This window comes from Micromonospora sp. NPDC005173, assembly GCF_040608515.1.
In the GTDB taxonomy this organism is placed as follows: Bacteria; Actinomycetota; Actinomycetes; order Mycobacteriales; family Micromonosporaceae; genus Micromonospora.
Map to the genome: position 1 here is coordinate 74,762 of NZ_JBEXIK010000007.1, position 24,009 is coordinate 98,770.

The window sequence follows — 24,009 nt, forward strand, 5'->3', positions numbered from 1 at the left end:
GGCAATTGGCACCGCTGGTATCGGGCATGCCGAGAGGCCCGAACGGGACAGATCCTGGAGGGTGGCAGTTGAAGCTGGACCGAAGCATGCCGCGTTGTCGCGCCCGACCAGGCCGCCCGGCCGTTCCCGCCCCGCACGGCGTGCCTCCGACCGCGCCCACCCGGCGGCGTGCGTCGGCCGGCGGCGCCGCGCGAGGGTGCGCCGTGGGTGGCCGATGAACACCAGCGAGGAGGAACTCGCCCCGACACCGTCGGGCGACCCTCTCGAGTCCCTGGTCGGCCGCAACTGCGCGCTCGACCTGTTCGACCGGGCACTGGCCGGTGTCCGCAACGGTCAGCCGACCATGATCGAGTTCGTGGGCGACCCCGGCACGGGCAAGACGCGGCTGTTGCGCGAGGTCGCCGCCCGGGCCCGACGCGCCGGCGTGCCGGTGCTCGCCGCTGCCGGGCGGGACGGGGACCAGGTCGAGCGGGCCCTCGGCACACTGCTGGGCCCGCCGGCAACCGACCCGCCCGGGGCGGCCCAGAGGTGCCCGCCGCTGCTGCTGCTCCTGGACGACCTGCACACCGTGTCACCCGCTACGGCGGCACTGCTGGGCCGACTCGCGCAGGCGCCGCCCCCCGGTCTGCTGTGGATCACCGCGTACCGGCCGCGGCAGATGCCCTCCCGCGTACGGGTCGCGCTCGCCGCCGGGATCCAGCTGAGCCGCCGGGCCGTCACCCTGACTCCACTCGATCCCGCCAGCGTCGCCGCGCTGCTCGGGTTGCCGGAGGGACGCGCCGCCCAGCGGGTGCACGGGCTCTCCGGCGGTGTGCCCCGGTACGTGCTCGCCTACCGGCCGGGCGCCCTGGACGGCCCGGTCGCCGCCCTGCGTGACCTGCCCGCAGAGCTGCCTGTCGACGTCACCAGCGCCGTCCAGCTCGACCTCGACGGGCTGACCGACGAGCAGCGGCAGATGTTGGAGGCCGTCTCGGTGTGCCCGGACGGGTTCGAGCCGGCGCTGGCCGGGGCGCTGGCCGAACGCGGCCCGGAGGTCACCAGCGACCTGCTCGACGCGCTGGTGGCCGCCGACCTGTTGCGAACCGACTCCACCGAGGCGTCGACCCTGCGGTTCCGGCACGAGGTGGACCGCGCCGTGGTGTACCGCCCGCTCCCCCCTGGCCGGCGGCGTCGCCTGCACGCCACTGCGGCGAGCGTCCTGCGCGACGCCGGACATCCGGTCACCCGGTACGCCGAGCACCTGTCGGCCAGCGGGCAGTGCGCCGAGCCGGCGACCGCCGACGCGCTGATCGAGGCGGCGGAGACCAGGCTGGTGCCCCGACTCGACGCGATCCGGTGGTTGACGAACGTCCAACGGCTGCTGCCCGCCGCCGAGGTCACCGAGCCACGCCGCACGCGGCTGGAGTTCGCCATGGCCGACGCGCTGGTCGGCACGGGCCAACTGCGCCAGGCCCGCACCCTGCTGCAGGAGCTCAGCCGCCGCCCGCTCGCCGACTGCGACCAGCGGCTGCGGGCGTTGGCCGCGCGGGCGCGCGTGGAGCGGCTGCTGGGCCGGCCGTTCGACGCGTACGCGCTGCTGCTGCCGCACCGGGACGAAGGGGTCGAGCCGCACACCCACTTCTCGCTGACCGTCGAGGCGGCGATCGCCGGTGTCCTCTGTGGATCGGCGGGCGCGGCGGAGCACGCACGGCGCCTGGACCTGCTGGCCGAGCAGACCGGCGAGCCCGTCTGCGCCACGACGGCGGCGGTGGTGCAGGCGTTCGTGGCGGCGTACACCGACTGCGGGATCCCGGTGCGGGAGACGCTGGACCGGGCGTCGGCCGAGGTGGACGCGTTCGCCGACACCGACCTCGCCCGGCACCCGGACCTGCTGGCCCTGCTGGGCTGGGCCGAGTACTTCCACGAGCGGGAACGCTCCGCCCTGCACCACTTCGACCGGGCGCTGGACATCTGTTGCCGTGCTGGCCTGGTGGCGCTGACCCCCTGGCTGCTGATCGGCAGGTGCGCGGTGACCGGCAGGCTGGGCAACCTCGACCGGGCCCAGGTCGAGGGCGAGGACGCCGAGGAGGTGGCCGTCGCCATGGGCATCGACCCGTTGGTGGCGCTGGCGCGCGCGTACCGGGCGATCGGGGTGGCGTGGCGCAGCGGCCCGGCGGCGGCCCGCCATCTGGCCGACATCGCCGTTCTGGATTCCAGCACCCGGCGGGAAAACTGGTACGACGGAGCGAGCCAGCGCGTGTCGATCCGCTTGCGGTTCCTCTCCGGTGACCGGGCCGGCTCGACGTCGATGCTGCTGCGGGCCTGCGGCGGGGACGATCTCGATCAGGTCGAGCTGACCAACCGTGCGTGCTGGGCCTCGGCCCTGGCCGAGATGGCCCACAAGGCCGGCCGTCGGGACGAGGCGACGCGCTGGCTGGACGTGGCGGAGCGGTACGCCGAGCGGTTGGGGTTGCGGGGGCAGAGCGCCCTGACCCGGACCGCACGGGCCCGGCTGGCCCTGGAGGTCGATCCGCGGCGCGCGGCGGAGTTGGCCGCCGCCGCGGCGGACACGTTCGCGACCCTGGGTTGGCGACTGGAGGAGGCGTCGGCGCGGCTGGTGCGGGCACGGGCCCTGTGCGAGGCCCGGGAGTGGGCGGCGGCGGAGGTCGAACTCGCCGAGACACGCCGCATCGCTGAGCTGATCGACTCCCCGCCGTTGCGGCGGGCGGTGGCCAGCGAGCAGAGTCGCGCGGCCGGGGCGGCGGGGCGCCTGCCGGACGCGACCGCCGGTGGGGAACTGACCCTGACGCGTCGGGAGTGGGACATCGCCCGCCTGGTGGCGGCGGGTGCGAGCAACGCCGAGGCGGCGGAGCAGGTGTACGTGACGGTCAAGACGGTGGAGGCCCATCTCACCCGCATCTTCCGCAAGACCGGGGTGTCGTCGCGGGCCGGGCTGGCGGCGCTGCTGGTCTCCGGGGCAGTCAACCATCAAGGGTCTGGCGAGGATCGTGGGTCCACCCCCCGGAGAACCCGATTTGATCGGTGATGCCCACAATCAAACGGAGATGAAGGATAGGCGTACCGTGGCGAGTGTCGGATATCTCGCCTTCTGGCAGCCAGAATCTGATATCTTGTCTCCCACTACCGGCCAGACCCGACAGGGCTGACCGGCGGGCCGGAAGCCGCACTGGCTCAACCGGAGATGCGCAGGAAAGGCATCGTCGTGAGTCAATACATCATCACCATCGTGCCCGTGCAGGACGACGGTGAGGAGATCACCGGCCCGGTGGCGCAGACCGTCGTCCGTCTGGAGACCGGAAACGGCCACCCGGTCGTGCGGGAGCTCACCGTCCGGGCGCCACAGAGCGCCGGCCTGACCGGCGAGCTGCCGTACGTCGACTTCGACGCCCTGCTGCGCGCCTTCATCCCGCCGCAGGACCGGGAGAAGAGCCGCCCGGTCGGCGGCGCCCTGCCAACGGCCTCCCGCCCGGCCGTGACGGTCGGGCCGGTCCCCGCGACCACCGCCGCGACCAGCACCGCCGCGACCACCGCCGCCGTGCCCCCACCGCCCCGCCCGGCCCGTCGGGCCGGCGAACCGGAGCGGCTCAGTCGGCTCAAGGCCGGGCGCGCCTACCGCCGGGCACCCGACCCGGCGGACCTGGAGGCGGTCTACGAGCAGGTCGGCACGATCAGCCGGGTGGCCGAGCACTTCGACGTCCCGGTGCACACGGCGCAGGGCTGGATCAGCCGGATGCGCCGCAAGCACGACACCGAGGTCAACGCCGGCTGACGCCGGGCTCGGCCGCCGGGTCGGGCACGTCGGCCAGCGCGTCCACCACGGCAGGCGCCGCCCGGTCCACCCACAGCTCGATGCCGACCTCCGCCGTGTCGAATTCCCGCTCGAGTACGCACAGACCTGGCGCGGGTACGCACGCACCCGCCTCGGCCAACAGGACGCCCAGGTAGGTGTCGACGACGTGCCGGTGACCGGACCGGGCTGCGGTCATCAACGGCACGGCCACCACCCCGGTAAGCGCGCCCCGAGGCAGCACGTCGACGAAGAGCTTCAGCAGGCCGCTGTAAGCCGCCTTGAACGTGGGGCTGGCCACCAGTAGCAGCCCTGGTCGGCGTACCGCCTCCAACACTTCGTCGAGGGTCTCCGGCCGGCTGCCCTGACCGACCAGCTCGGCCGTCAGCTCGGACAGGTCGATCATCGTCGGCGCGCCGACCGGGGTCGGGCAGTGGGTCAGCCGGGCATGCAGGGCCGCCGCGGTGGCCAGAGCGACGGTCCGCGTCCGGGAGTGCGGCTTCGGATTGCCGATCAGCACGGTCATCGGCCGTTCCGTGACGGATGGCGTCATCGGCCCACCGCCAGCTCCGGGGGCCGCGCGGCCTCGGCATCGAGGAGACCGTCGTGCCGCAGCAGCGGCAGCACCCCCTCGCCGAACCAGTACGCCTCCTCCAGGTGCGGCTGTCCGGACAGGATCAGATGCTCGACCCCGGCGGCGTGGTATTCGGCGATCCGCTCCGCGACCTCCTCGTGGCTGCCCACCAGCGCAGCGCCGGCACCCGGTCGGACCAGCGAGTAGCCCGCCCAGACGTTCGGGTACACCTCCATCCGGGCGTTGCCGCCCGCGTGCAGCGCCGCCGCCCGCCGCTGCCCCTCCGAGTCGGTACGCGCGAACCGCTGGCGGGCGGCGGCGATCCGCGTCGAGTCGACGCCGGCGAGCAGCCGGTCCGCCTCGGCCCACGCCTCCCGGGCGGTGTCCCTGGTGATCACGTGCAGGCGACTTCCGGTGCGCAGCGTCCGACCGCCCTCCGCCGCCAGGTCACGCGCCCGACCCAGCAGCTCTCCGAGCTGGGCCGGTGTCTCACCCCAGGCCAGGTACACGTCGGCGTGCCGGGCCGCCGCCCGCTGTGCCGCCGGTGAGGACCCGCCCAGGAACACGGCCGGCGCGGTGGCCGGCGGCCGGGCCAGCAACGCGCCCTTCATCCGGTAGTGCTCGCCGCTGTGGTCGACCGGCTGGCCGCCCCAGAGGCCACCCAGCACGGCGAGGAACTCCTCCGCCCGGGCGTAGCGGGCGTCGTGGTCCAGCCAGTCGCCGTAGCGGTGCTGCTCGTCCGGGTCGCTGCCGGCGACGATGTTGAGCAGCACCCGGCCGGCGGAGAGACGTTGCAGGGTCGCGGCCATCTGGGCGACCAGCGTGGGCGAGGCGAGCCCTGGCCGCAGCGCGATCATGAACTTCAGCCGCTCGGTCTGCGCGGCCAACGCGGACGCCACCACCCACGGGTCCTCACAGAACAGTCCGGCCGGAGTGAGCACGCTGGTGAACCCCAGCCGGTCGGCGGCGCGGGCCACCTGAGCCAGATAGCCGATGTCCGGCGGCCGCCGGGTCACCCGGGTCGGCCGGGCGCCGCCCCGGGCCGGCTCGGCCAGGTCACGGCCGTCGCCGTGCGACGGCAGGAACCAGTGCAGGTCCAGTGGCATGAGGTCACTCCCCTTCCGGCGGGGCGTCGAAGCGCGCGGGCATCGCGGTGATGGCGTTCATGAAATTGGTCCGCATCCGGCGCACCGGTCCGGTCAGTCGCAGCCGGGCCAGATGCGGACGGATCGCGGTGAGGAAGGCCGCCATCTCCAGCCGGGCCAGGTGCGCGCCCAGGCAGAAGTGCGGGCCGATGCCGAACGCCAGGTGCGGGTTGGGATCGCGGCCGAGGTCCAGCCGGTCGGGGTCGGTGAACGTGGCGGGGTCGCGGTTGGCCGAGGCGTAGTAGATGACCACCTTGTCCCCGGCGGCGATCCGGGTGCCGTCGAGGACCGTGTCGCGGGTGGCGGTTCGCCGGAACTGCATGATCGGCGTGGTCCAGCGCAGCAGTTCCTCCACGGCGGTCCCGGTCAGGTCGGGGTCGGCGATCAGCCGATCCCGCTGCTCGGGGTGCTCGAGCAGCGACTGCACCCCGTTGGAGATCAGATGCCGGGTGGTCTCGTTGCCGGCGATGACCAGCAGCAGCCAGAGCTGGCACAGTTGCGCGTCGGTCAGGCCCCGGCCGTTGGCCTCGGCGTGCACCAACAGGCTGAGCAGGTCGTCGGTCGGCCGGGCCCGCCGCTCGGCCGCCAGCTCCCGGACGTACCCGAAGGCGGCGGCGAAGGTGTCCCGGTACCGCTGCACACTGCCACCGCCGTAGCGTGGATCGTCGAACCCGACCAGGTTGTTGCTCCACTCGAACAGCAGCGTGCGGTCCGCCTGCGGCATGCCGAGCAGGTCGGTGAGGACGAGCAGCGGCAACTCGGCCGCGAGGTCCGCCACCACGTCGACCTCCCGGGCGGCCACCGCCCGTGAGACCACCTCCTCGGCGTGCCGGGTGACCAGCTCGCCCAGGCGCCCCACCGCGCGCGGGGTGAACGCCCCCGACACCAGCCGGCGCACCCAGGCGTGCTCGGGAGCGTCCATGTTGATCAGAAGCTGCCTGTTGCGGTGCAGGTCCTCCGGGGTCCGGGGGTCCGCGAGGAACGCCCCGCCGGCCGCCGACGAGAACGTCGCCGGGTCGCGGGACACCTCGGACACCGCGGCGTACCGGGTGACCGCCCAGAAGCCCCGGCCCCGGGAGCGCACCGACCGGTCCTGGTCGGTGCGGGTCAGCTCGACCTCGTCGACCCAGGCCACCGGCGCCTCCCGTCGGCGACGGGCGAACTCGTCGTGCGGCACGCCGCTCAGGTAGCTGGCCGGGTCCGCGAGCAGACTCGGCGACACCGGAGCCTGCCGGTAGCGGTCCCGCAACGCCCGCCGGGGCAGCTTGCCGGTGGGCTCGCGGGGGATCCGGTCGACCACCTCATACGAGCGCGGCACCTTGAACCCGGCCAGGCTGGCCCGGCAATACGCGTCCAGGACCCGGTCGATGTCCCTGGCCGGCCACGCCGGATCGAGCTGCACCACCGCCCGGACCTGCTCGCCGAACTCCTCGTCCGGCACCCCGATGACCACCCCGTCCTGCACGGCGGGGTGGGTCAGCAGCACCGCCTCCACCTCGGCCGGGTAGACGTTCACCCCGCCGGTGACGATCAGCTCCGCCGAGCGGCCGGTGAGGAACAGGTAGCCGTCCTCGTCCAGGCGGCCGAGGTCGCCGACGGTGAAGGTGTGCGGGGCGACGTGCGCCTGCTCGGTCTGCTCCGGGGCGTTGTGGTAGTGGAATCCGCGGCCCGGTGGCCGCCGGACGGCAACCCGCCCCTCCTGCCCGGCGGGCACCGGCCGGCCCTCGTCGTCGACCACCATCACCTCGGTGGGCGGCGCCGGCCGGCCCACCGTGCCCGGCCGGGCGAGCCAGGTGTGCGAGTCGGCGAGGGTGACGATGCCGGCCTCGGTTGCGGCGTAGTACTCCACGAACACCGGCCCCCACCAGTCGATCATCGCCCGTTTGGTCTCCGGCGGGCAGGGGCCGCCGCCGTGCCAGATCCGGGTGAGGCTGGCACCGGAGAACGCCGCCCGGGCGGCGGCGTCGACCCGGAGCAGGCGGATGAACTGGGCCGGCACCAGATGGCTGATCGTGATCTTCTCTTCGTCGATGAGTCGCAGCACCTCGACCGGGTCGAACCCGCGGCGTATCACCAGCCCGCAGCCGCGCAGCAGCGGAAACTGGGCGAAGAACAGCTGCGCCGAGTGGTACCAGGGACCGACCAGCAGGGCCTGCCCCTCGGTCGGGATGCCCAGCCCGCCGCCGAGCGCCTCGGTGGTGGCGGCCACCCGATCGATCGGGGCGCCGACCGTGAGCAGCGGATTGACCACTCCCTTGGGGCGTCCGCTGGTGCCCGAGGTGTAGAGCAGCACGCCACCGGAGACCGCCGGAACCGCCGGGCCTGCCGGCAGGTCGTCCACCGCTGTGAACCCGTCCCCACCGTCGACCGTCACCAACAGGTCAGGCCCCGCCGCTGTGCGAGCCACCGCCTCGCGCACCGTCGCGGCGTACGTCGCCTCGGTGAGCACCGCCCGGGCGTCGCAGTCGGTCAGGATGTGGGCGATCTCCGGCGCGGTGAGGTGCCAGTTGACCGGCACCGCCACCAGTCCCGCGTGCACACACGCCAGCAACGCCTCGAAGGTCTCGTGCCGGTTGCCGAGCACGAACGCCACTCGGTCACCCTCGTTCAGGCCGGCCCCGCGCAGCACGCCGACCCACCGGTCGACCGACCGGTCCAGCTCCGCCCACGTCCGCGTGGTCCGCTCGTCGGTCAGCGCGACGTCGCCGGCCCGGTCCCGGACCATGGTCTTCAGCAGCTCGGCCACTCGTCACTCCTGTCTGCGCGTGGTTCGGTTCGTGAGGTCGGGGCTGACGGCCAGGACGTGCTCCGCGACCGGCCGGAAGTTCAGTCGGGCGATCTGCGGGGTGCCGATGTCCGCCCGGGCGGCCCGGGCCGCGTCGGCGGGGATCACCACCAGGTCACCGGCCGCCTGGGCGAGCAACTGGACCTGGCAGCAGCGCTCCATCGCCAGAAACCACCAGGCCGCCTCGGCCACCGAACCGCCGACCGTGAGCAGGCCGTGATTGCGCAGGACGACCGCCTTGCCGGTGCCCAGCGTCGCCGCGATCCGGTCACCTTCCGCGCCGTCCAGGACCACCCCGCCGTACTCGTCGTGGACCTCGTGGTCCTCGAAGAAGGCGCAGGCGTCCTGGGTGATCGGGGCCAGCGGCCGGCCCAGCGCCGAGAACGCCCGACCGTGGATCGAGTGGGTGTGCGCGGCGGCCACCACGTCCGGGCGTGCCTTGTGGATGGCCGAGTGGATGGCGTACCCGGCGGGGTTGATCCGGCCCGAGCCGTCGACCACGTCCCCCGTGTGGTCGACCCGCAGCAGGTCGTCGTCGCGGACGTGGCCGAAGTGCCGGCCGAACGGGTTGATCCAGAAGGTGTCCGGCTCGATCGGGTCCCGGGCGGTGACGTGGCCTCCGGCGCCCTCGTCGAACCCGGCCAGGGCGAAGGCACGCAACGTCAGCACCAACTGCCGCCGGCGGTGAGCGCGTTCCTGTAGCGGGTCTCGTCGCTCAGCCACAGCCGCCTCCGGTGTCGGTGTCGTACCCGCCGACGCCCGCCGGCACCGCGGGTGGCGCGGGTGTGGTGACCGGCGTGCCGGTCCGCTCGGCATACGCGGCGAGGAAGTCGTCCACCCGGTCCACGCCCCAGAACCGGTGCGGCCCCAGCCGCAGGTAGGGAATGCCGAAGATGTCCTCCTCGTACGCCCGCAGCAGGCAGTCCACCCCGGCGGCCCGGACCGCGGAGTTCTCGACCGCGTCGAGCACCACAGCCGGGTCCACCCCGGCCCGCTCGGCGACCCGGGCGATCACCTCCGATGTGCACACGTCCTCGCCCCGCTGCCAGCGGGCGGCGATCACCTCCCGGTAGAACGCCTCCCCCGCACCCCGCTCCCGGGCGGCCAGCCAGCCCAGGTGCGGCACCTCCCACCACGGGTCGATGTCGATCGGCCAGCGCATCGCCAGGCCCAGCCGCTGGGCCTGGCGCTTGGCGTCCTGCAGCAGGTACAGGTGCTTCGGCTTGCTCATCTGGACGTAGTGGAAGGTGCCGCCACGGGCAGTCAGCGCCGCCTCGGTCCGGGCGTCCGGATCCCAGTAGGGGACGAACTCCAGCACCTCCTGCGGCCGGCCCAGCGCCCGGGTCAGCCGCTCCACCGCCAGCCAGCTGTACGGGCTGCGGAAGGAGAAGTACAGGCGGGGTCGCTTCGCGGCCATCACCGAACCTCGCCGGTCAGGGCCGCCACGGTGTCCGGGTCGAGGGTGGCCAGCCGGCCCGCCTCCGGGCCCCGGCTGACGGCGTACCCGTGCAGGATGCTGGCCGTCGCCACCCGGACCAGGCGTCCCGCGCGCAGCACGTGACAGTCCATCCGTGCGTCGTACGTGACGTCCTTGAGCACGTCGGTGACGGTGAAGGTGATCCACATGGGCTCGTCGAGGTGGGCGTCGCCGAGCACCTCGATCCGGGCCCGGGAGACCACCGGGATCCAGCCCCGCTCGCGCAGCATCCGGCCCACCGACACGCCCCGGTCGGCGAGGTACCGGTCGACCACCTCCTCGAGCAGGCGGACGTACCCGGAGTGCTGCATGCGCTGGGAGTACTGGCAGTAGAAGTAGGGCACCCGCCAGGGCCACACGAAGCCCGCGCCGACGGCGCGCAGGGTCTCGGCCGGATCCGTGCCGGCGGCGACGCCAGGCTCGCCGGCGGCCGGCTCCTCGACCAGGCCGGACAGCTCAGCCGGCAGCGGCGCCCTGTGTGGTACGTCCGCCTCCCGGACCAGCGCGACCCGCACCCGGGCCCGGCACACGGTGACGTCCGCGTCGCGGCGGACACTCATCCGGACCGCGAACCGGCCGTTGGCGGCGGGCGTCGCCACCACCGAGGCCTCGTCGTCGACGTCGAGTACGGCGGGCAGCAGCAGCGAGCAGTCCCGGATCGACAACCCCACCCCGTGCTCGTGGTACAGCCGGCCAGGGCCGTGCCCGTGCTCCCGGAACCACCGCAGGACGCCCTGCTCCACCAGGTACGCGAAGTGTTTGAACCCGATCCAGGTGCGGATGTTCGCGCCCTCGAACCCCGGCCGGGCGGACAGCGTCACGGATGTTTTCTCAACCGCCGTGGTCACGGCGTACCTCCTCGGATCGCGGGGTCGGGGCAGACCTTCTCGACGAAGCCCGCGACGTGTCGGGCCACCTCGGCCGCCCGGTCGAGATGACAGAAGTGGTGGAACTCGGACTCGACGACGACGTGCGCGTCGGGCAGTTGTGCCCGGAGCGCGCCGACGCGCGGGCCGTCCAGGCCGGGGTCCCGGCCTCCGGTGAGCACCATGGTCGGCACGGTCACCGCGTGCAGCGGCAGGCTGGCGGTCGCGGTGAAGTGGTCGAACAGCGTCGTGAAGCCGACCGGCCCGATCCGGTCCACCATGATGTCCCGCATGGCGGCCAGGGTCTCCGCGTCCAGGTCGGCCAGCCGGGAGCCGAGGCGGTTGCGGAGCCCGTCGTCGATGATCTGGACGAAGTTGGCCTGCGCCCGTTCGTGCACCGCCCAGGTGATCGGCAGGTCGGGCGGGCAGTAGAACGGCGCGATGAGCATCGCGCCACGCGGCGACACGTCCGGTTCGGTGGCCAGCATCTCCAGCACGGCGTTCGCGCCGAGCGAGTGCCCGACCACGACGTCGGGCGGGGTGGCCATGGCGCGTACGGTGGCCGCCAGCCAGGACCCGGGGGTGCCCCGACGCCGCCAGCCGTGGTCGGTTCCGGCCTTCCACGGCAGCTCGGCCGCGAGCAGCCGCCAGCCGCTGGGCAGCCGCGCCGCCAGGGGCCGCCAGCTCCGCCAGGCGTCGGACATGCCGTGCGCGAGCAGCACGGTTGGCGCCCCGGCGTCCGGGCCCGCGAGCCGGTGCACGGCGACCGGGGGTGGCGTGCCGCTCATCGCCGGGCCGCCAGGACGCTCAGCTCGCGGACACCGTCGACGGGGTCGCCGCAGCGGACCGTCACGCTCGTCGCCTCGCCGCCGCTCAGCCGTACGGCCAGCGCGGTGTGCACGACTCCGGCGGCACCGTAGTGGTCACCCGCCAGGACGGTCGAGTCGACCAGGGGCGCGTGCGGGGGGCCGTCGACGGGTACGCCCGTCCGGACCGGCCCCAGCAGGGCCAACGGTCGCTGCGGCGCGTCGGCCGGGCCGAGCAGCAGGCAGGCCGCGCCGGCCCGCAGTGGCCGCCCGGCGACGGCACCCTCCCGGGCGGCGTGCAGAGTCTGGGCCTGCGGATCGTCCGGTTCCGTGCCGACCACCATCACCCGGTCGGCGCGCCCGGTACGCAGCAGCAGGCCGGCCAGCCAGATCGCGTCCAGACCGGCGGTGGCCCCGGAGCAGACGGTGAGATTCGGTCCGCCGAAGCGGAACCAGATGGCGATCGCCCCAGCGATCACGTTGCTGGAGGCGTTCGGCGCCTCCAGCGGCCCGACCTCCCGCAGGCCACCCTCGCGCAGCCGGCGCGCGATGTCGCCGACGGTGGCGACGTTGCCCAGGTTGGAGCTGACCACCACGGCGGTACGCGGATCCGCCGGTCCGGTCCTGCGCGGCGCCTTCGGCGGCAGGCCCAGCGTCCGGTGCACGGCGCAGAGGGCGAGCCGGGTGGCCGGCTCCTTGGCCAGCAGGCCCTTGCGGCCGAGCAGGTCGGCGGCACGCTCGGGAGGACAGGCCGACTCCTCGTTGGCGGCCCCAGACCCCGCTCCACCGCCCGGCAGGCCCACCAGGTCTGGCAGGTCGACTCCGGGCAGGTGCAGTGCGGCGGCGAGGACGGCGGCCACCGGCCGATCCGGATCGGTGCCGGCCCCGGCGACCCGGCCCGCTTCGGTGGCGGGCGACCCGCCCGGCGTGGACCGGCTCGGCGCGAGGTGCACAGCGTCGGTGCGGCCGGTCATCGCAACGCCTCCAGGAGGGTGACGGCGTTGAGGCCGCCGAAGCCGAACGCGTCCACCTGGGCCACCCGCGGGTCGGCCCGGACGGTCGCGTCACGGACCAGCCGCAGCCCGGCCGCCTCGGGCGTCGGCCGGGTCAGCCCGACCACCGGCGGAACCCGGCCGGTCCGCAGGATCTCGACGGCGATGGCGACGCTGAGCAGCGCCGACCCGCCGGACGTGTGGCCGACGGCGCCCTTCACGGCCGTGACCAGGGGGCCGGGTTCGCAGCCGGCGAACACCTCCGCGATGACGCGTGCCTCGGTCTCGTCGTTCAACGCGGTGCCGGTGCCGTGTGCCAGCACCACGTCGACCTGGTCGGGCCGGCGGGCGGCACGGCGGTGCGCGTCGTGGACGGCCCGCAGGATGCCCGCCGGGTCGGGGGCCGTCTCGTGCCCGGCGTCGCAGGACAGCCCGGTGGCGAGCAACCGGGCCAGGCCGGTGCCGGGCCGTTCCGGCTCGACCACCAGGACCGCCGCGCCGTCGCCGAGCAGCACGCCGGCCCGGTCGGCGTCGAAGGGCTGCACCCGTTGTGCCGGCCGGCTGGCCACCCGACCGATCATCGCGAGCATGGAGGCGGTGCTGCCGTCGGTGCCGCCGACCAGCACCGCGTCCGCCTCGCCGGTCTCCACCAGATCCTGCGCCAGGGCGAGGGCGTGCCCGCCGGCGCTGCACGCGTTTGCCAGGGTGACCACCCGCTGCACGCCGGGCGCCGCGGTGCTGACCGCCCCGGCGAAGTGCAGCCGCTCGGTCCGAAAGTCGACCCTGCCCTCCAGGGCCGCCCGCTCCACCTCCGCCGACTCGCGCAGTCCGCTGCCGACCAGGCTGACCACCCGCTGTCGGCGCGGATCGACACCGGCGGCGGCGAGTGCCTCGCCCACGCAGTCGGTCAGCCAGCGGCTCGGCCCGAACGGCCGGTCGTCGACGATCGGGTAGCCGTGGCCGACACCCACCCGAGCCGGGTCCGCCCGCCCCAGCGGGGCGACACCGCAGGCACCCCGCAGCAGTGCCGCGAAGGTGGCTGGGCCGTCGCCGAAGCAGGTACGGACCGCGCTGGCGGTGATGGTCGCCGGCATGTCCTACCCCCGCACCACGGCCGCGGCGACCGCGCCGTCACGGGACTGGCCGATGATCAACGCGGGTCGTCCCCGCGCGGCCGGGTCCTCGGCGTACCGGGCCAGTAGCACGCCCAGCGCCAGCGCGCCCGCGGCGGCCTGGCAGTCACCGAGCGCCGGGCGCACCGACAGCCGCTGCGCGGCGGCCGGCACCACGTCGGACAGGCTGTCGCCGTCTCGGTCACCGCTGGCCACCGCCCAGACATCGGCCGGGCGGACCTTCGCGGTGGCCAGCGCACGGCGGACGCAGCCGGCGAGCCCGTCGGCGGTCTGCTCCGGCTGGAAACCGGTGGCCACCGCGAGCACCTCCGCGCGCGGTGCCACGGTGACGCCGGGCGTCGGGCGGCGCAGCAGGAAGACGGCCGCGGCCTCACCGGCCGGGCCGCTGCCGGTCAGCTCCGCCGCCCACGCCGTGTTGGGCGTGTACTCCTCCACCCCGCCGACCAGCAGGGCGTCGGCGTAGCCCCGGCGCAGGGCGTTGAGCGCGTAGCGCAGCGCGTACAGGAAGGCGAGCGGACCGCCAGCCACGGTGGCGTTGACGCCGCGCAGCCCGTAGCGGATCGCCGCCTGGCCACTCGCGCAGTTCATCACCGTGTTCGGGAACAACACCGGGTTGACCAGGTACGGCTTGTCCTGCACCAGCGTCTCGCGGGAGAAGTCCATGGTGGACTTCAGGCTGCCGGTGGTGGTGCCCAGCACCACGCCGACGCGGTGCCGGTTGTCGTCGTCCGGCGTGAGTTCCCCGTCGGCCAGCGCCCGCCCGCAGGCCACCATGGCCAGCGCGGTCGCCCGGTCCAGAAAGCTGGTGCCCTTGCGGCCGAGCAGCCGACGTACGTCGAAGTCGGTGATCGCCGGCGCCTCGGCCGTGGGCAGCGGCTCCTCGAAGCGGTCGCGGACGTCGGTGCGGACGACGGTGTCGGCCCGCACGGCGGCGAGCAACTCGCTGACGGAGTCCCCGGCGGCCGAGAGAATCCCCCAGCCGGTCACCAGGCCGGTCACCGGATCGCCCCGAAGATCGTGATGGCGTTGTTGCCACCGAAGGCGAACCCGTTGTTCTGCGCCACCCGTACCGTGGCCGCCCGGGCCGTGTTCGGCACCGGGTCGATCCAGGACAGCTCCGGATCGGGGTTGGCCCAGTTGATGGTCGGTGGCAGGAACCCGTGCCGGATGCCCAGCGTGGTGGCAATCGCGCCGAACCCACTCGCCGCGCCCATGGTGTGGCCCAGCATCGACTTGATCGAGCTGACCGGGGGTACCCGGTCGCCGAACACCGCCCGGATGGCCCGCGCCTCGCACAGGTCGTTGGCGGGCGTACCGGTGCCGTGCGTGCTGATGTAGTCGACATCCTCCGGCTTGACCCCGGCGTTGTCCTGGGCCAGCCGCATGCACGCCGCGACGCTCTCCTCGTTGGGCGCGACCATGTGGTGGGCGTCGCAGTTGACGCCGTAACCGAGCACCTCGGCGTAGATCCGGGCGCCCCGGGCCTGCGCGTGCTCCAGGGTCTCCAGGACCAGGGCGGCGCCGCCCTCGCCGGTGAGGATGCCGGAGCGGTCCCGGTCGAACGGTCGGCACGCCCGCTCGGTCAGCGCGCCGAGCCGGAAGAAGCCGGCGTGCGCCCAGCGGCACACCGAGTCGGCGCCGCCGGCCACCATCACGTCCGCCTCACCCCAGCAGAGCAGGTCGTACGCGTACCCGATGGCGTAGTTGCTGGCCGAGCAGGCGGTGGTGAGGGTGACCGACTCCCCGGCCAGGCCCAGCTCCGCACTCACCGCGTAGGACAACCGCTCGGCCGGCGCCTGCCGCAGCGCCTCGACGGACATGGCCGGGTAGCCCCCCGCGACCAGCTCCGCGGTGAGCTGCTCCACCACCGTCGACTCGCCGCTGGTGGTGCCGACGACCGCGCCGAAGCGCCCCGGATCGGTGGTGGGCAGCGGCAGGCCCGCGTCCGTCACGGCCAGCCGCGCGGCCGCTGCGGCGAACAGCGCCGAGCGGCCCCAGTCGGCGACCCGCAGCCGTTGCAGCAGCGCCTCCGGCCGGAACGCCGGCACCTCGCCGGCGTAGTGGTGCGGGAACCCGCTCGCGTCGAAGCTGGTGATGGGCGCGGCGGCCGACCGGCCGGAGCGCAGCCCGGTGGTGAACTCGTCGACGCCGATGCCGATGCCGGACACCGGACCGAGCCCGGTGACGACCACGCGGTGCACGGGTCAGTCCTGCCAGCCGGCGTGTCGCGCCACCACCTCGTGGACGGCCTTGAGGCTGCGCATCTCGTTGAGTTCGGCCTGTGGGATCTCCACCCGGTACTTCTTCTCGATCCGGGCCAGGATCTCGATCGCCCGCAACGAGTCCGCCTCGTACTCCTCGACGAAGTCGGCGGTGTCGGCGACCTCCTCGGGCTCCAACTCGAGCACCTCGGCCACGATCTCCCGCAGCTCCGCCACGTGCTGTTCCCGTTCACTCATCGGGGTTCCCTCTTCCTCTCATCATCGGGCTCCGGCGATGGCGTCGGCCGGTCGGACGACCGCCATCATCGAGCCGAACTCCGCCACCTGGTCGGTCCCGACCCAGCTGGACCCGGAGGCGAACGCGGCACCGTGCACGACCTGTTCCAGCCGGACCCGGTGCCGGATCACGTCGCCCGGATACACCGGGCGCAGCAGCACGCAGTCGCGGGCCGCGGTGAACATCGGCAGCCCGGCCTCGCCCGGGCCGCGGGACAGCAGCCACAGCACCGCCGCGCCCTGACCGAACGACTCGATCAGCAGCGAGGCGGGGTACGCGTACCGGTCGGGGGCCTGCCCCTCGGCGATCCCCCGGTAACAGGGCTCGCAGCCGGTGACCGCCTTGACCGCCTCCAGGCTCGTTCCCGGCTCGATGCTGTCGACCCGGTCGAGCAGCAGCATCGGGTACCGGTGCGGCAGCAGGGCACGCAGCTCGCCGTGCTCCAGTCTCATCAGGTGCCCTCCCCGTCCGGGGCCGGCCAGCGGTACACGGCCCGCACCGTCGCCGCGCGGACCCCGTCGCCGCGAACGCACTGGGCGGCGACCTCGAAGGACTGGTCCTCGGCGACCGGGCCGACCGACGCCTCGACGGTGAGCGTGTCCCCGGCGAGCAGCGGGGCGAGGAACCGGGCGGAGCGCAACCGGTGCAGCTGGGGCAGCCGGCCCGCGCAGTAGCCGACGGCCGCGGTCACCGCCTGCCCGATCGTCTCCAGGGTGAACACGCCCGGATAGACGGTCAGTTCCGGAAAGTGCCCGCCCAGGTAGACGTCGTCCGGATCGACCGTGGTGCCGGCGCGCAGGCTGATCCCGCCGCGCGGCCCGGCGGACACCTCGACCCAGCCGATCGCGGGCAGCGGCGCCGCCGCGGCCTGGTACGTCTCGGCGGGGCGGGTCCCGGCGCTGAACGTGGGTGCGGCGGTCACAGCACGATCCCCCCGTCCACCCGGATCACCTGGCCGGTGACGTAGCCGGCCCGCTCGGAGAGCAGGAACTCGACCAGTTCGGCGACGTCGGCCGGTGCGCCGAAACGGCCCAGCGGGATCTGCCCCAGGGCCCGGGCGCGCAGCGCGGCCGGCAGCGCGGCGGTCATGTCGGTCTCGATGAAGCCGGGGGCCACCACGTTGACCCGAACGCCGTACCCGGCGACCTCCTTGGCCAGGGACAGGCTGAGCCCGATGACGCCGGCCTTGCTGGCGGCGTAGTTGGTCTGCCCGGTGTTGCCGGTGACCCCGGCGACGGAGGAGAGGTTGACGATGGCCCCGCGGCGTCGCTTGAGGAACCGGAACGCGACGGTCCGGCAGGTGTTCCAGGTGCCGGTCAGGTTGGTGCCGATCACGTCGTGCCACTCGCCGGGCGCCATCAGCACCAGGGGCCGGTCCCGGGTGATGCCCGCGTTGTTGACCAGCGCGGTGAGCGGCCCGAGGTGCCGTTCGGCGGCGGAGACGAACTCGTCGACCGCGGCCGGGTCGGTCACTTCGCACGGCCCGAACCAGGTCCCGACGCCGTACGCCTCGACCTCCGCCCGGGTCTTCTCCGCGGCCTCGCTCGGCGTGCTGTAGCAGCCCGCCACCGCGTACCCCTCGGCGGCCAGCCGCAGCGCGACGGCCCGGCCGATCCCTCGGGACACCCCGGTCACCAGCGCGCAGCGCGGCGCGTCACCTGCCGTTGCCATGTCACCTCCTCCTCATCCGATGGCCCGTTGCGCGCGCAGCCGTTCCCGGGTGGCCGCGTCGACGCCCATCTCGTCGAGGACCCGTTCGGTGTCGGCGCCGGGTTCCGGTGCGCCGGAGCGGACGGCGGTCGGCGTCCGGGAGAACTTGACCGCCGGCCCGGTCAGTGGCGCGGTGCTGCCGTTGGACAGCACCGTCTCCTGCACCATCGCCCGGGCGTGGACCTGCGGGTCGGTCGCGGCCTCGGCGAAGGTACGGACCCGCTCGGCGGTGATCCCGTTCGCGTCGAGGGTGTCGACCACCTCGGCGCAGCTCCGCCCGGCGCACCAGTCGGCGAGGACCGCGTTGACCGTGGCGCGGTTGTCGCGGCGTTCCTCGTTGGTGGCGTACCCGGGGGCCCGGGCCAGTTCGGGGCGACCGACCACCTCAGCCAGCCGACGCCAGGAGCGGTCCAGGGCGACAGCCACGTAGACGTGACCGTCGGCGCAGCGGAAACAGCCGGCCGGCACCACGAAGTCGGCCTGGTCGCCCCAGCGGCGCAAAGGCACCCCGGTGGCGCCGAGGGTGAGGTAGCCGTTGCTGGAGAAGAGCAGGGAGTCGAGCATGCTGACGTCGACGTGCTGGCCCTCGCCGGTGCGGTCGCGGTGGCGCAGTGCGGCCAGCGCGCCGATCACCGCGTGCAGGCCGGCGAGGTCGTCGGCCAGGAAGGTGGGCGCCTTCAACGGCGCACCGTCGGGCTCGCCGTTGAGTGCCATCCAGCCGGCGGCGGCCTGGGTGGTCGGGTCGTAGCCGGGCCGTCCCGCGTCGGGGCCGAACTGTCCGTAGCCGGAGACGGAGACCAGCACGACGTCCGGTCGGACCGCGCGGCATGCCTGGTAGCCGACGCCCCAGGCGTCCAGCGTCCCGGGCTTGTAGTTCTCCACCACCACGTCGGCGGTGGCGACGAGCCGCAGGAACACCTCGGCCGCGCCGGGGCGCCGCAGGTCCAGGCCGATGCTGCGCTTGTTGCGGTGCACGCTCTGCCGGAACCAGGACAGCCCGGTGCCGGGGATGTCCGGGGGCATCAGCCCCTCCCGGTTGCCGGGCATCTCCACCCGCAGCACGTCGGCGCCGAGGTCGGCCAGGACGCAGCTCGCCACCGGGCCGGACCACACCTTGGTGACGTCCAGGACCCGTACGCCGTGCAACGGCCCGGTCAGGTCGTGGCGGGCGTCGGCGTAGAAGGCCGCAGCGTCGCGGGTCGCGGGGGCGGGCGGCGTCGGCACGCCGCGCATGTCGATGTCCATGCCCGCCTACTCCCGCACCAGCAGCGACGCCGTGCCGAGCGAGCCGCCGCAGCACATGGTGACCAGGGCGACCTCGGCGCCGCGGCGTTCCAGCTCGTGCAGGGCGGTCACCAGCAGCCGGGTGCCGCTGCTGCCCAGCGGATGCCCGAGCGAGATGGCGCCGCCGTTGACGTTGACCCGGTCCAGGTCGGCGTCGTGGTGCGCGGCCCAGGACAGCACGACCGACGCGAACGCCTCGTTGACCTCGACGACGTCGACGTCGTCGAGGTTCATCCCGGCCCGCTTGAGCAGCTTGCGGGTCGCGACGGTGGGGCCGTCGAGCAGGTAGTAGGGGTCGGCGCCGGTGACCACCTGGTGCGCCAGCCGGGCCCGAGGGTGCAGGCCGTGCGCGGTGGCCCGTTCCCGCGACATCCACAGCACGGCGGCCGCGCCGTCGGAAATCTGCGAAATGGTGCCGGCAGTGTGGATGCCGTCGGGGATGACCGGCCGCAGGGCGGCCAGCCCGTCGAGGGTGGTCTCCCGGATGCCCTCGTCGACGTCGACGACCGTGCCGTCGGGCAGCGGCAACGGCATGATCTCCCGGTCGAACCGGCCCTCGGCGCGGGCGTGGGCCGCCCTCTGCTGCGAGCGCAGCCCGTAGGCGTCGGCGTCCGCGCGGGTCAGCCCCTGCCGGGCCGCGATCCGCTCGGCGCCGCCGAACTGCGCCTTCGGCGGGTCGTCGTACGGGTAGTCGGGGGTCTTGTAGTGGCCGGGCCCCTGGTAGAGGTTGGTGCCGACGGGCACCCGGCTCATCGACTCCACTCCGCAGGCGATGCCCACGTCGATGGCACCGGCGGCGATGAGCGCCGCGATCAGGTGGTTGGCCTGCTGGGCGGAGCCGCAGGAGGCGTCCACCGTGCTCGCCGCGACCTCGTAGTCGAGCCCGCTGTTGAGCCAGGCGTTGCGGGTGACGTTCAGGCTCTGCTCGCCCACCTGCGTGACGCAGCCGCCGATGATCTGCTCGACCTCGCCCGGTTCGATACCGGCCCGGCGGATCACCTCGACCTGGACGTGCCGCAGCAGCTCGACGGCCTTCAGGCCGGACAGCATACCCTCGCGCCGGCCGATCGGCGTCCGGACCGCCTCGACGATCACCGCCTCCGGCATGGACTTCCCTTCCTGGTCGGCGCGTGTTTCGGGATGCTCAGGCCGGGACCAGCCGTATGCGCAGCTCCTCCAGGCCCCGGAAGGTGCTGCTGTGCCGCCACTCGAGGTCGATCTCGTCGGCGTCCGGGTCGGCCAGTTCGATCACCGCGAACCGGTCCACCAGCCGGCGGAAGGCGATCTGCCCCTCGGCGCGGGCGAGCTGCGCGCCGAGGCAGTGGTGTGGTCCCCAGGCGAACGACAGCGGCGTCTCCGGCGGTTCTGCGCCGGCGAAGCGGGCGATGTCAAGCACGTCCGGGTCGGCGTAGCGGGCCGGGTCACGGTTGGCCGCGCCGATCAGGGTGATCACGTGTTCGCCCCGGGCGAGCGGGGTGCCGTCGACGAAGGTGGTGTCCTCGAACGCGGCACGGCCCAGCACGTGCACCGGGGAGTCGAAGCGCAGCAGCTCCTCGACGGCGGACCGGGTCAGCTCCGGTTCGGCGCGCAGCCGTTCAAGCTGGTCGGGGTTGCGGCACAGCGCGTGCGTGCCGAGGCCGATCAGGTCGGTCATGGTCTGGAAGCCGGCGCCGAAGAGCAGCACGATGACCTGGATCAGCTCGTCGACCGAGAGCCGGTCACCGTCGATCTCGACCTGGCCGAGGGCAGAGGCGAGGTCGTCGCGGGGATCCTCGCGACGCTTGCGAACCAGGTCGGCGAAGTACTCCTCCATCTCGCCGAGCGCCTGGTCGGATGCCTTGAGCACCTCTGGCGGGGCGAAGATCTCCAGCCCGCCGGAGGCGGCGCGGGTCAGCCGGCGCAGCAGCGGCCAGTCCGTCGGCGGCACGCCGACCAGTTCGCCGATCACCATGACCGGCAGCGGGAAGCCGAACGAGCCGACGATGTCGACCTCGCCGCCGCCGGGGCCGATCTGGCGGGTGATGTCGTCGAGCAGGCCGTCGACGAACGAGGTCAGCCGGGGGCGCAGGGTCTCGGTGCGGCGGGGGGTGAACACCCGGCTGACCAGCCCGCGCAGCCGGGTGTGCTCCGGCCCGTCGAGGAACAAGAGGGTGCGGGCGCCCTCGCGGCCGCGGGAGTCGCCCATCCGGGGGCGTTGCGCCGACTTGTCCAGCGACGGGTTACGCAGTGCCGCACGGCAGTCGTCGTACGTGGTGAGCACCCATCCCACGCCCTGGCCGGGCTGTTCCATCCGGTACTTCGGCGCTGCGGACCGCAACGCGTGGTAATGCGGATACGGGCTGCTGACGGTGGCCGGGGCCTTCATCAGCAACTCCATCGCGATGATCCGGGGGTCAGCGCTCACCACGGTCTCGGTCATGGCTCGGAAGCCTAATAGTGTTTCGCGTATCTCGGAAGTACTTGCTTCTCGTATCTTTGGTTGAGCATACTGACGGGCATGACCTCGGCCCGTACCGGCATGCCGCCGAGATTCGACGCCCGCGACCCTGCCGTGCTGGCCGACCCCTACCCCACCTACGCGACGCTGCGGGCGGCCGGCCCGCTGTGCCGGATGGGTCCGGGCAGCTGGGGCGTCACCCGCTACACCGACGTCGCCCGGCTGGTCCGCGACCCGCGCCTGGGCAGCGAGTTTCCGGCGGCTTACCACCGGATGTCGGCCGGGGACGGTGCCGCCGGCTCCTTCTTCGGCAGCATCATCCTCTACCGCGATCCGCCCGAGCACGGCCGGCTGCGGCGACTGATGGCCAAGGCGTTCAGCCCGGCACTGGTCCGCCGGCTGCGCCCGAGAATCGAGGCGATGGTCACCGACCTACTGGCCCCGGCGACCCGCACCGGACACTTCGACGCGGTCTCGGATCTGGCTTTTCCCCTGCCGGTGATGGTGGTGTGCGCCCTGATGGGCATCCCGCCGGCCGACCACGAACGCATCCGCCCGTACGCGCTGGACCTGAGCAAGGCGTTCGCGGCGATCGTGCCGGACGACGACCGCCCGGCCGCCGACCGCGCGGTGGAGTGGTTGCGCGGCTACCTCGGCGAGATCCTCGACGAGCGTCGCGCCGAACCCGGCGAGGACCTGCTGTCCCGGATGCTCGCCGCGACCGACGACGACGGCGCCGTGCTCGACCACGACGAGATCGTGGACAACGCGGTCTTCGCCTTCTTCGCCGGCTTCGAGACCACCACCAACCTGATCGCCACCGGCGTGGCCGCCCTGCTCGACCACCCCGACCAGCTCGCCCTGCTCCGAGCGGACCCGACCCTGACGCCCCGCGCGGTGGAGGAGTTCCTGCGCTACGACGCCCCCATCCAGGGCGTCGCCCGGCTGGCCCGGGAGGACGTCGAGGTCGGCGACCGCACCATCCGCGCCGGTCGGGTGCTGATCCTGCTGATCGGCAGTGCCAACCGCGATCCGGAGCACTTCGCCGATCCGGACCGTCTCGACGTCACCCGCGACCCGAACCCGCACCTGTCCTTCGGCGGCGGCAACCACCACTGCCTCGGGGGCTACCTGGCCCGGGTGGAGGCGCAGGTCGCGTTCGAGACCCTGCTGCGCACCTTCCCGACACTGACCCCGGCAGGGCCGGCCCGCCGGCAGACCGACGGGACGCTGCGCTCGTACGCCAGCGTTCCCGTGGCGGTGCGGCGGTGAGCCCGGCCGGGCGGGTCCTGCCCGCGCGGATGGACCCCCTCTCGCCCGAGGTCGTCGCCGACCCCTACCCGACGTACGCGCGGATGCGGGCGGCCGGCCCGCTGTGCCGGTTCGGCCCAGCGAGCTGGGGTGTGACCCGGCACCGGGACGTGGCCGCGCTGCTGCGCGACCGTCGGCTCAGCAACACCTTCCCCGAGGACGACCCGCAGTTCCGGATGGCGCAGGACCTCTCCCGCGACGTGTTCCGGCGCATCATCCCCACCCGCGACCCGGACGACCACAGCAGACTGCACCAGCAGATCGTCCGCGCGTTCAGCCCCGGCGTGGCCCGGCGCACCGCCGGCCGTGTCGGTGAGCTGGTCGACGAGTTGCTCGCGCCGGCCCTGGACACCGGGCGTCTGGACGCCGTGGCCGAGCTGGCCTTCCCGGTCGCCGCGACCGTGGTCTGCGAACTCATCGGGCTGCCGGCGGGGCGGACCCGGGCCGAGGTCTGGCCCCGCTCGACGGCCCTGGGCCGGGCCTTCACACCGTTCCTGCCCGAGGCCGACCGCGCGGCGGCGGACGAGGCGCTGGCCTGGCTCCGCGGGTACGTCCGTGACCTGCTCACCGGCCGGCGCGCCGACCCGGACGGCGACCTGCTGGACCGGATGCTCGCCGTGGCGGACCCGGCCGAGGGGATCGAGGAGGTCGTCGACAACATCGTCTTTCTCTGCTTCACCGGCTACGAGACGACCATGAACATGGTCTGCACCGGCAGCATCGCGCTGGCGCAGCGGCCGGACGAGTGGCGTCGGCTGCGCGACGACCCAGCGCTGGCGGCCACCGCGGCGGAGGAGTTCGTCCGGTTCGACGCCCCGATCCAGTACACCGCTCGGCTGGCGTTGGAGCCGATCCCGGTCGGTGACCGGGTGATCCGGCCCGGTCGTTCGGTCTTCCTCCTGCTCGGATGCGCCAACCACGACGAGGACGTGTTCGCCGACCCGGGCCGCGTCGACATCGGCCGTCACCCCAACCCGCACGTCGGCTTCGGCGGCGGCGTCCGCGGCTGCCTCGGCGCCGCGCTGGCCCGGATCGAGGGAGCGGTCGTCTTCGACCGGCTCGCCCGACGGCTCGCCGGCATCGACCTGGCCGCCGAGCCGGTACGCGAGCCCAACGCCCTGTTCCGGTCGTACGAGTCGATCCCGCTCGCCGTCACCCCGGCCTGAGCCGGCGTCGCGCCGGGAGCCCTAGGGCCGGGAGAAC

At 73.9% G+C, this 24,009-nt stretch carries 22 protein-coding genes; 4 read left to right on the plus strand and 18 right to left on the minus strand.

The window, feature by feature from the left end; all coding sequences use genetic code 11:
- Positions 1-214: 214 nt before the first annotated feature.
- Positions 215-3,025, plus strand: a complete 2,811-nt coding sequence (locus ABZV00_RS11325; protein WP_355604453.1) for a LuxR C-terminal-related transcriptional regulator — start codon at positions 215-217, stop codon at positions 3,023-3,025.
- 177 nt (positions 3,026-3,202) lie between these two features.
- Positions 3,203-3,769, plus strand: a complete 567-nt coding sequence (locus tag ABZV00_RS11330; protein WP_355604455.1) for a hypothetical protein — start codon at positions 3,203-3,205, stop codon at positions 3,767-3,769.
- Here ABZV00_RS11330 and ABZV00_RS11335 read toward each other — a convergent pair.
- Genes ABZV00_RS11335 through ABZV00_RS11420 form a run of 18 tightly spaced genes read right to left on the minus strand, consistent with a single transcriptional unit; the run spans position 3,756 to position 21,477 of the window.
- Positions 3,756-4,313, minus strand: a complete 558-nt coding sequence (locus tag ABZV00_RS11335; protein ID WP_355604458.1) for an NAD(P)H-dependent oxidoreductase — start codon at positions 4,311-4,313, stop codon at positions 3,756-3,758. The genes ABZV00_RS11330 and ABZV00_RS11335 overlap by 14 nt on opposite strands.
- Before the next feature lie 23 nt (positions 4,314-4,336).
- Positions 4,337-5,467, minus strand: coding sequence for an LLM class flavin-dependent oxidoreductase (locus tag ABZV00_RS11340; protein ID WP_355604459.1), 1,131 nt, complete (start codon positions 5,465-5,467; stop codon positions 4,337-4,339).
- 4 nt (positions 5,468-5,471) lie between these two features.
- Positions 5,472-8,252: a cytochrome P450 gene (locus ABZV00_RS11345; protein WP_355604462.1), complete on the minus strand. Its 2,781-nt coding sequence runs from the start codon at positions 8,250-8,252 to the stop codon at positions 5,472-5,474.
- 3 nt (positions 8,253-8,255) lie between these two features.
- Positions 8,256-9,014 carry a class II aldolase/adducin family protein gene (locus ABZV00_RS11350; RefSeq protein WP_355604465.1) on the minus strand — a complete coding sequence of 253 codons (759 nt, stop codon included), beginning with the start codon at positions 9,012-9,014 and terminating at the stop codon, positions 8,256-8,258.
- Positions 9,007-9,708 (minus strand): DsbA family protein, encoded by a 702-nt coding sequence (locus tag ABZV00_RS11355; RefSeq protein WP_355604468.1) that lies wholly within the window; start codon positions 9,706-9,708, stop codon positions 9,007-9,009. The genes ABZV00_RS11350 and ABZV00_RS11355 overlap by 8 nt, the downstream gene beginning before the upstream one ends.
- Entirely contained in the window at positions 9,708-10,616 is a 909-nt protein-coding gene (locus tag ABZV00_RS11360; RefSeq protein ID WP_355604471.1) for a thioesterase family protein, read from the minus strand. The genes ABZV00_RS11355 and ABZV00_RS11360 overlap by 1 nt, the downstream gene beginning before the upstream one ends.
- Entirely contained in the window at positions 10,613-11,422 is an 810-nt protein-coding gene (locus ABZV00_RS11365; RefSeq protein WP_355604473.1) for an alpha/beta hydrolase, read from the minus strand. Before ABZV00_RS11365 ends, ABZV00_RS11360 begins: the two co-directional genes overlap by 4 nt.
- Positions 11,419-12,414 carry a beta-ketoacyl synthase N-terminal-like domain-containing protein gene (locus ABZV00_RS11370; protein WP_355604476.1) on the minus strand — a complete coding sequence of 332 codons (996 nt, stop codon included), beginning with the start codon at positions 12,412-12,414 and terminating at the stop codon, positions 11,419-11,421. The genes ABZV00_RS11365 and ABZV00_RS11370 overlap by 4 nt, the downstream gene beginning before the upstream one ends.
- Positions 12,411-13,526 carry a beta-ketoacyl synthase N-terminal-like domain-containing protein gene (locus ABZV00_RS11375; RefSeq protein ID WP_355604478.1) on the minus strand — a complete coding sequence of 372 codons (1,116 nt, stop codon included), beginning with the start codon at positions 13,524-13,526 and terminating at the stop codon, positions 12,411-12,413. The genes ABZV00_RS11370 and ABZV00_RS11375 overlap by 4 nt, the downstream gene beginning before the upstream one ends.
- A 3-nt stretch (positions 13,527-13,529) precedes the next feature.
- The gene (locus tag ABZV00_RS11380) at positions 13,530-14,564 is read right to left on the minus strand and encodes a beta-ketoacyl synthase N-terminal-like domain-containing protein (protein WP_355604481.1); all 1,035 of its coding nucleotides are present in this window, start codon (positions 14,562-14,564) and stop codon (positions 13,530-13,532) included.
- Complete coding sequence (locus tag ABZV00_RS11385) at positions 14,561-15,766, minus strand: beta-ketoacyl-[acyl-carrier-protein] synthase family protein (RefSeq protein WP_355604484.1); 1,206 nt, start codon at positions 15,764-15,766, stop codon at positions 14,561-14,563. The genes ABZV00_RS11380 and ABZV00_RS11385 overlap by 4 nt, the downstream gene beginning before the upstream one ends.
- Before the next feature lie 3 nt (positions 15,767-15,769).
- On the minus strand, positions 15,770-16,024 hold the full coding sequence (locus ABZV00_RS11390; protein ID WP_355604487.1) for an acyl carrier protein: 255 nt from the start codon (positions 16,022-16,024) through the stop codon (positions 15,770-15,772).
- A gap of 21 nt (positions 16,025-16,045) precedes the next feature.
- Positions 16,046-16,516: a beta-hydroxyacyl-ACP dehydratase gene (locus ABZV00_RS11395; protein ID WP_355604488.1), complete on the minus strand. Its 471-nt coding sequence runs from the start codon at positions 16,514-16,516 to the stop codon at positions 16,046-16,048.
- Positions 16,516-16,986, minus strand: a complete 471-nt coding sequence (locus tag ABZV00_RS11400) for a hypothetical protein (RefSeq protein ID WP_355604489.1) — start codon at positions 16,984-16,986, stop codon at positions 16,516-16,518. Before ABZV00_RS11400 ends, ABZV00_RS11395 begins: the two co-directional genes overlap by 1 nt.
- The gene (gene fabG, locus ABZV00_RS11405) at positions 16,983-17,735 is read right to left on the minus strand and encodes a 3-oxoacyl-ACP reductase FabG (RefSeq protein ID WP_355604491.1); all 753 of its coding nucleotides are present in this window, start codon (positions 17,733-17,735) and stop codon (positions 16,983-16,985) included. The genes ABZV00_RS11400 and fabG overlap by 4 nt, the downstream gene beginning before the upstream one ends.
- Before the next feature lie 12 nt (positions 17,736-17,747).
- Positions 17,748-19,007, minus strand: coding sequence for a CoA transferase (locus ABZV00_RS11410; RefSeq protein ID WP_355604765.1), 1,260 nt, complete (start codon positions 19,005-19,007; stop codon positions 17,748-17,750).
- A gap of 18 nt (positions 19,008-19,025) precedes the next feature.
- On the minus strand, positions 19,026-20,165 hold the full coding sequence (locus ABZV00_RS11415) for a steroid 3-ketoacyl-CoA thiolase (protein ID WP_355604493.1): 1,140 nt from the start codon (positions 20,163-20,165) through the stop codon (positions 19,026-19,028).
- A gap of 37 nt (positions 20,166-20,202) precedes the next feature.
- Complete coding sequence (locus ABZV00_RS11420; protein WP_355604496.1) at positions 20,203-21,477, minus strand: cytochrome P450; 1,275 nt, start codon at positions 21,475-21,477, stop codon at positions 20,203-20,205.
- 78 nt (positions 21,478-21,555) lie between these two features.
- Here ABZV00_RS11420 and ABZV00_RS11425 point away from each other — a divergent pair, with 78 nt between their 5' ends.
- Both ABZV00_RS11425 and ABZV00_RS11430 read left to right on the plus strand, forming a co-directional pair.
- Positions 21,556-22,767 (plus strand): cytochrome P450, encoded by a 1,212-nt coding sequence (locus ABZV00_RS11425; RefSeq protein WP_355604498.1) that lies wholly within the window; start codon positions 21,556-21,558, stop codon positions 22,765-22,767.
- Positions 22,764-23,972 (plus strand): cytochrome P450, encoded by a 1,209-nt coding sequence (locus ABZV00_RS11430; RefSeq protein WP_355604501.1) that lies wholly within the window; start codon positions 22,764-22,766, stop codon positions 23,970-23,972. Before ABZV00_RS11425 ends, ABZV00_RS11430 begins: the two co-directional genes overlap by 4 nt.
- Positions 23,973-24,009: the final 37 nt, after the last annotated feature.

What these genes read in the sequence shown, in the direction of transcription:
- ABZV00_RS11325 (WP_355604453.1), top strand. Translation starts at nt 215, where the DNA reads ATGAACACCAGCGAGGAGGAACTCGCCCCGACACCGTCGGGCGACCCT.
- ABZV00_RS11335 (WP_355604458.1), bottom strand. Translation starts at nt 4,313, where the DNA reads ATGACCGTGCTGATCGGCAATCCGAAGCCGCACTCCCGGACGCGGACC.
- ABZV00_RS11340 (WP_355604459.1), bottom strand. Translation starts at nt 5,467, where the DNA reads ATGCCACTGGACCTGCACTGGTTCCTGCCGTCGCACGGCGACGGCCGT.
- ABZV00_RS11355 (WP_355604468.1), bottom strand. Translation starts at nt 9,708, where the DNA reads ATGGCCGCGAAGCGACCCCGCCTGTACTTCTCCTTCCGCAGCCCGTAC.
- ABZV00_RS11365 (WP_355604473.1), bottom strand. Translation starts at nt 11,422, where the DNA reads ATGAGCGGCACGCCACCCCCGGTCGCCGTGCACCGGCTCGCGGGCCCG.
- ABZV00_RS11370 (WP_355604476.1), bottom strand. Translation starts at nt 12,414, where the DNA reads ATGACCGGCCGCACCGACGCTGTGCACCTCGCGCCGAGCCGGTCCACG.
- ABZV00_RS11375 (WP_355604478.1), bottom strand. Translation starts at nt 13,526, where the DNA reads ATGCCGGCGACCATCACCGCCAGCGCGGTCCGTACCTGCTTCGGCGAC.
- ABZV00_RS11390 (WP_355604487.1), bottom strand. Translation starts at nt 16,024, where the DNA reads ATGAGTGAACGGGAACAGCACGTGGCGGAGCTGCGGGAGATCGTGGCC.
- ABZV00_RS11395 (WP_355604488.1), bottom strand. Translation starts at nt 16,516, where the DNA reads ATGAGACTGGAGCACGGCGAGCTGCGTGCCCTGCTGCCGCACCGGTAC.
- fabG (WP_355604491.1), bottom strand. Translation starts at nt 17,735, where the DNA reads ATGGCAACGGCAGGTGACGCGCCGCGCTGCGCGCTGGTGACCGGGGTG.
- ABZV00_RS11410 (WP_355604765.1), bottom strand. Translation starts at nt 19,007, where the DNA reads ATGCGCGGCGTGCCGACGCCGCCCGCCCCCGCGACCCGCGACGCTGCG.
- ABZV00_RS11415 (WP_355604493.1), bottom strand. Translation starts at nt 20,165, where the DNA reads ATGCCGGAGGCGGTGATCGTCGAGGCGGTCCGGACGCCGATCGGCCGG.
- ABZV00_RS11420 (WP_355604496.1), bottom strand. Translation starts at nt 21,477, where the DNA reads ATGACCGAGACCGTGGTGAGCGCTGACCCCCGGATCATCGCGATGGAG.
- ABZV00_RS11425 (WP_355604498.1), top strand. Translation starts at nt 21,556, where the DNA reads ATGACCTCGGCCCGTACCGGCATGCCGCCGAGATTCGACGCCCGCGAC.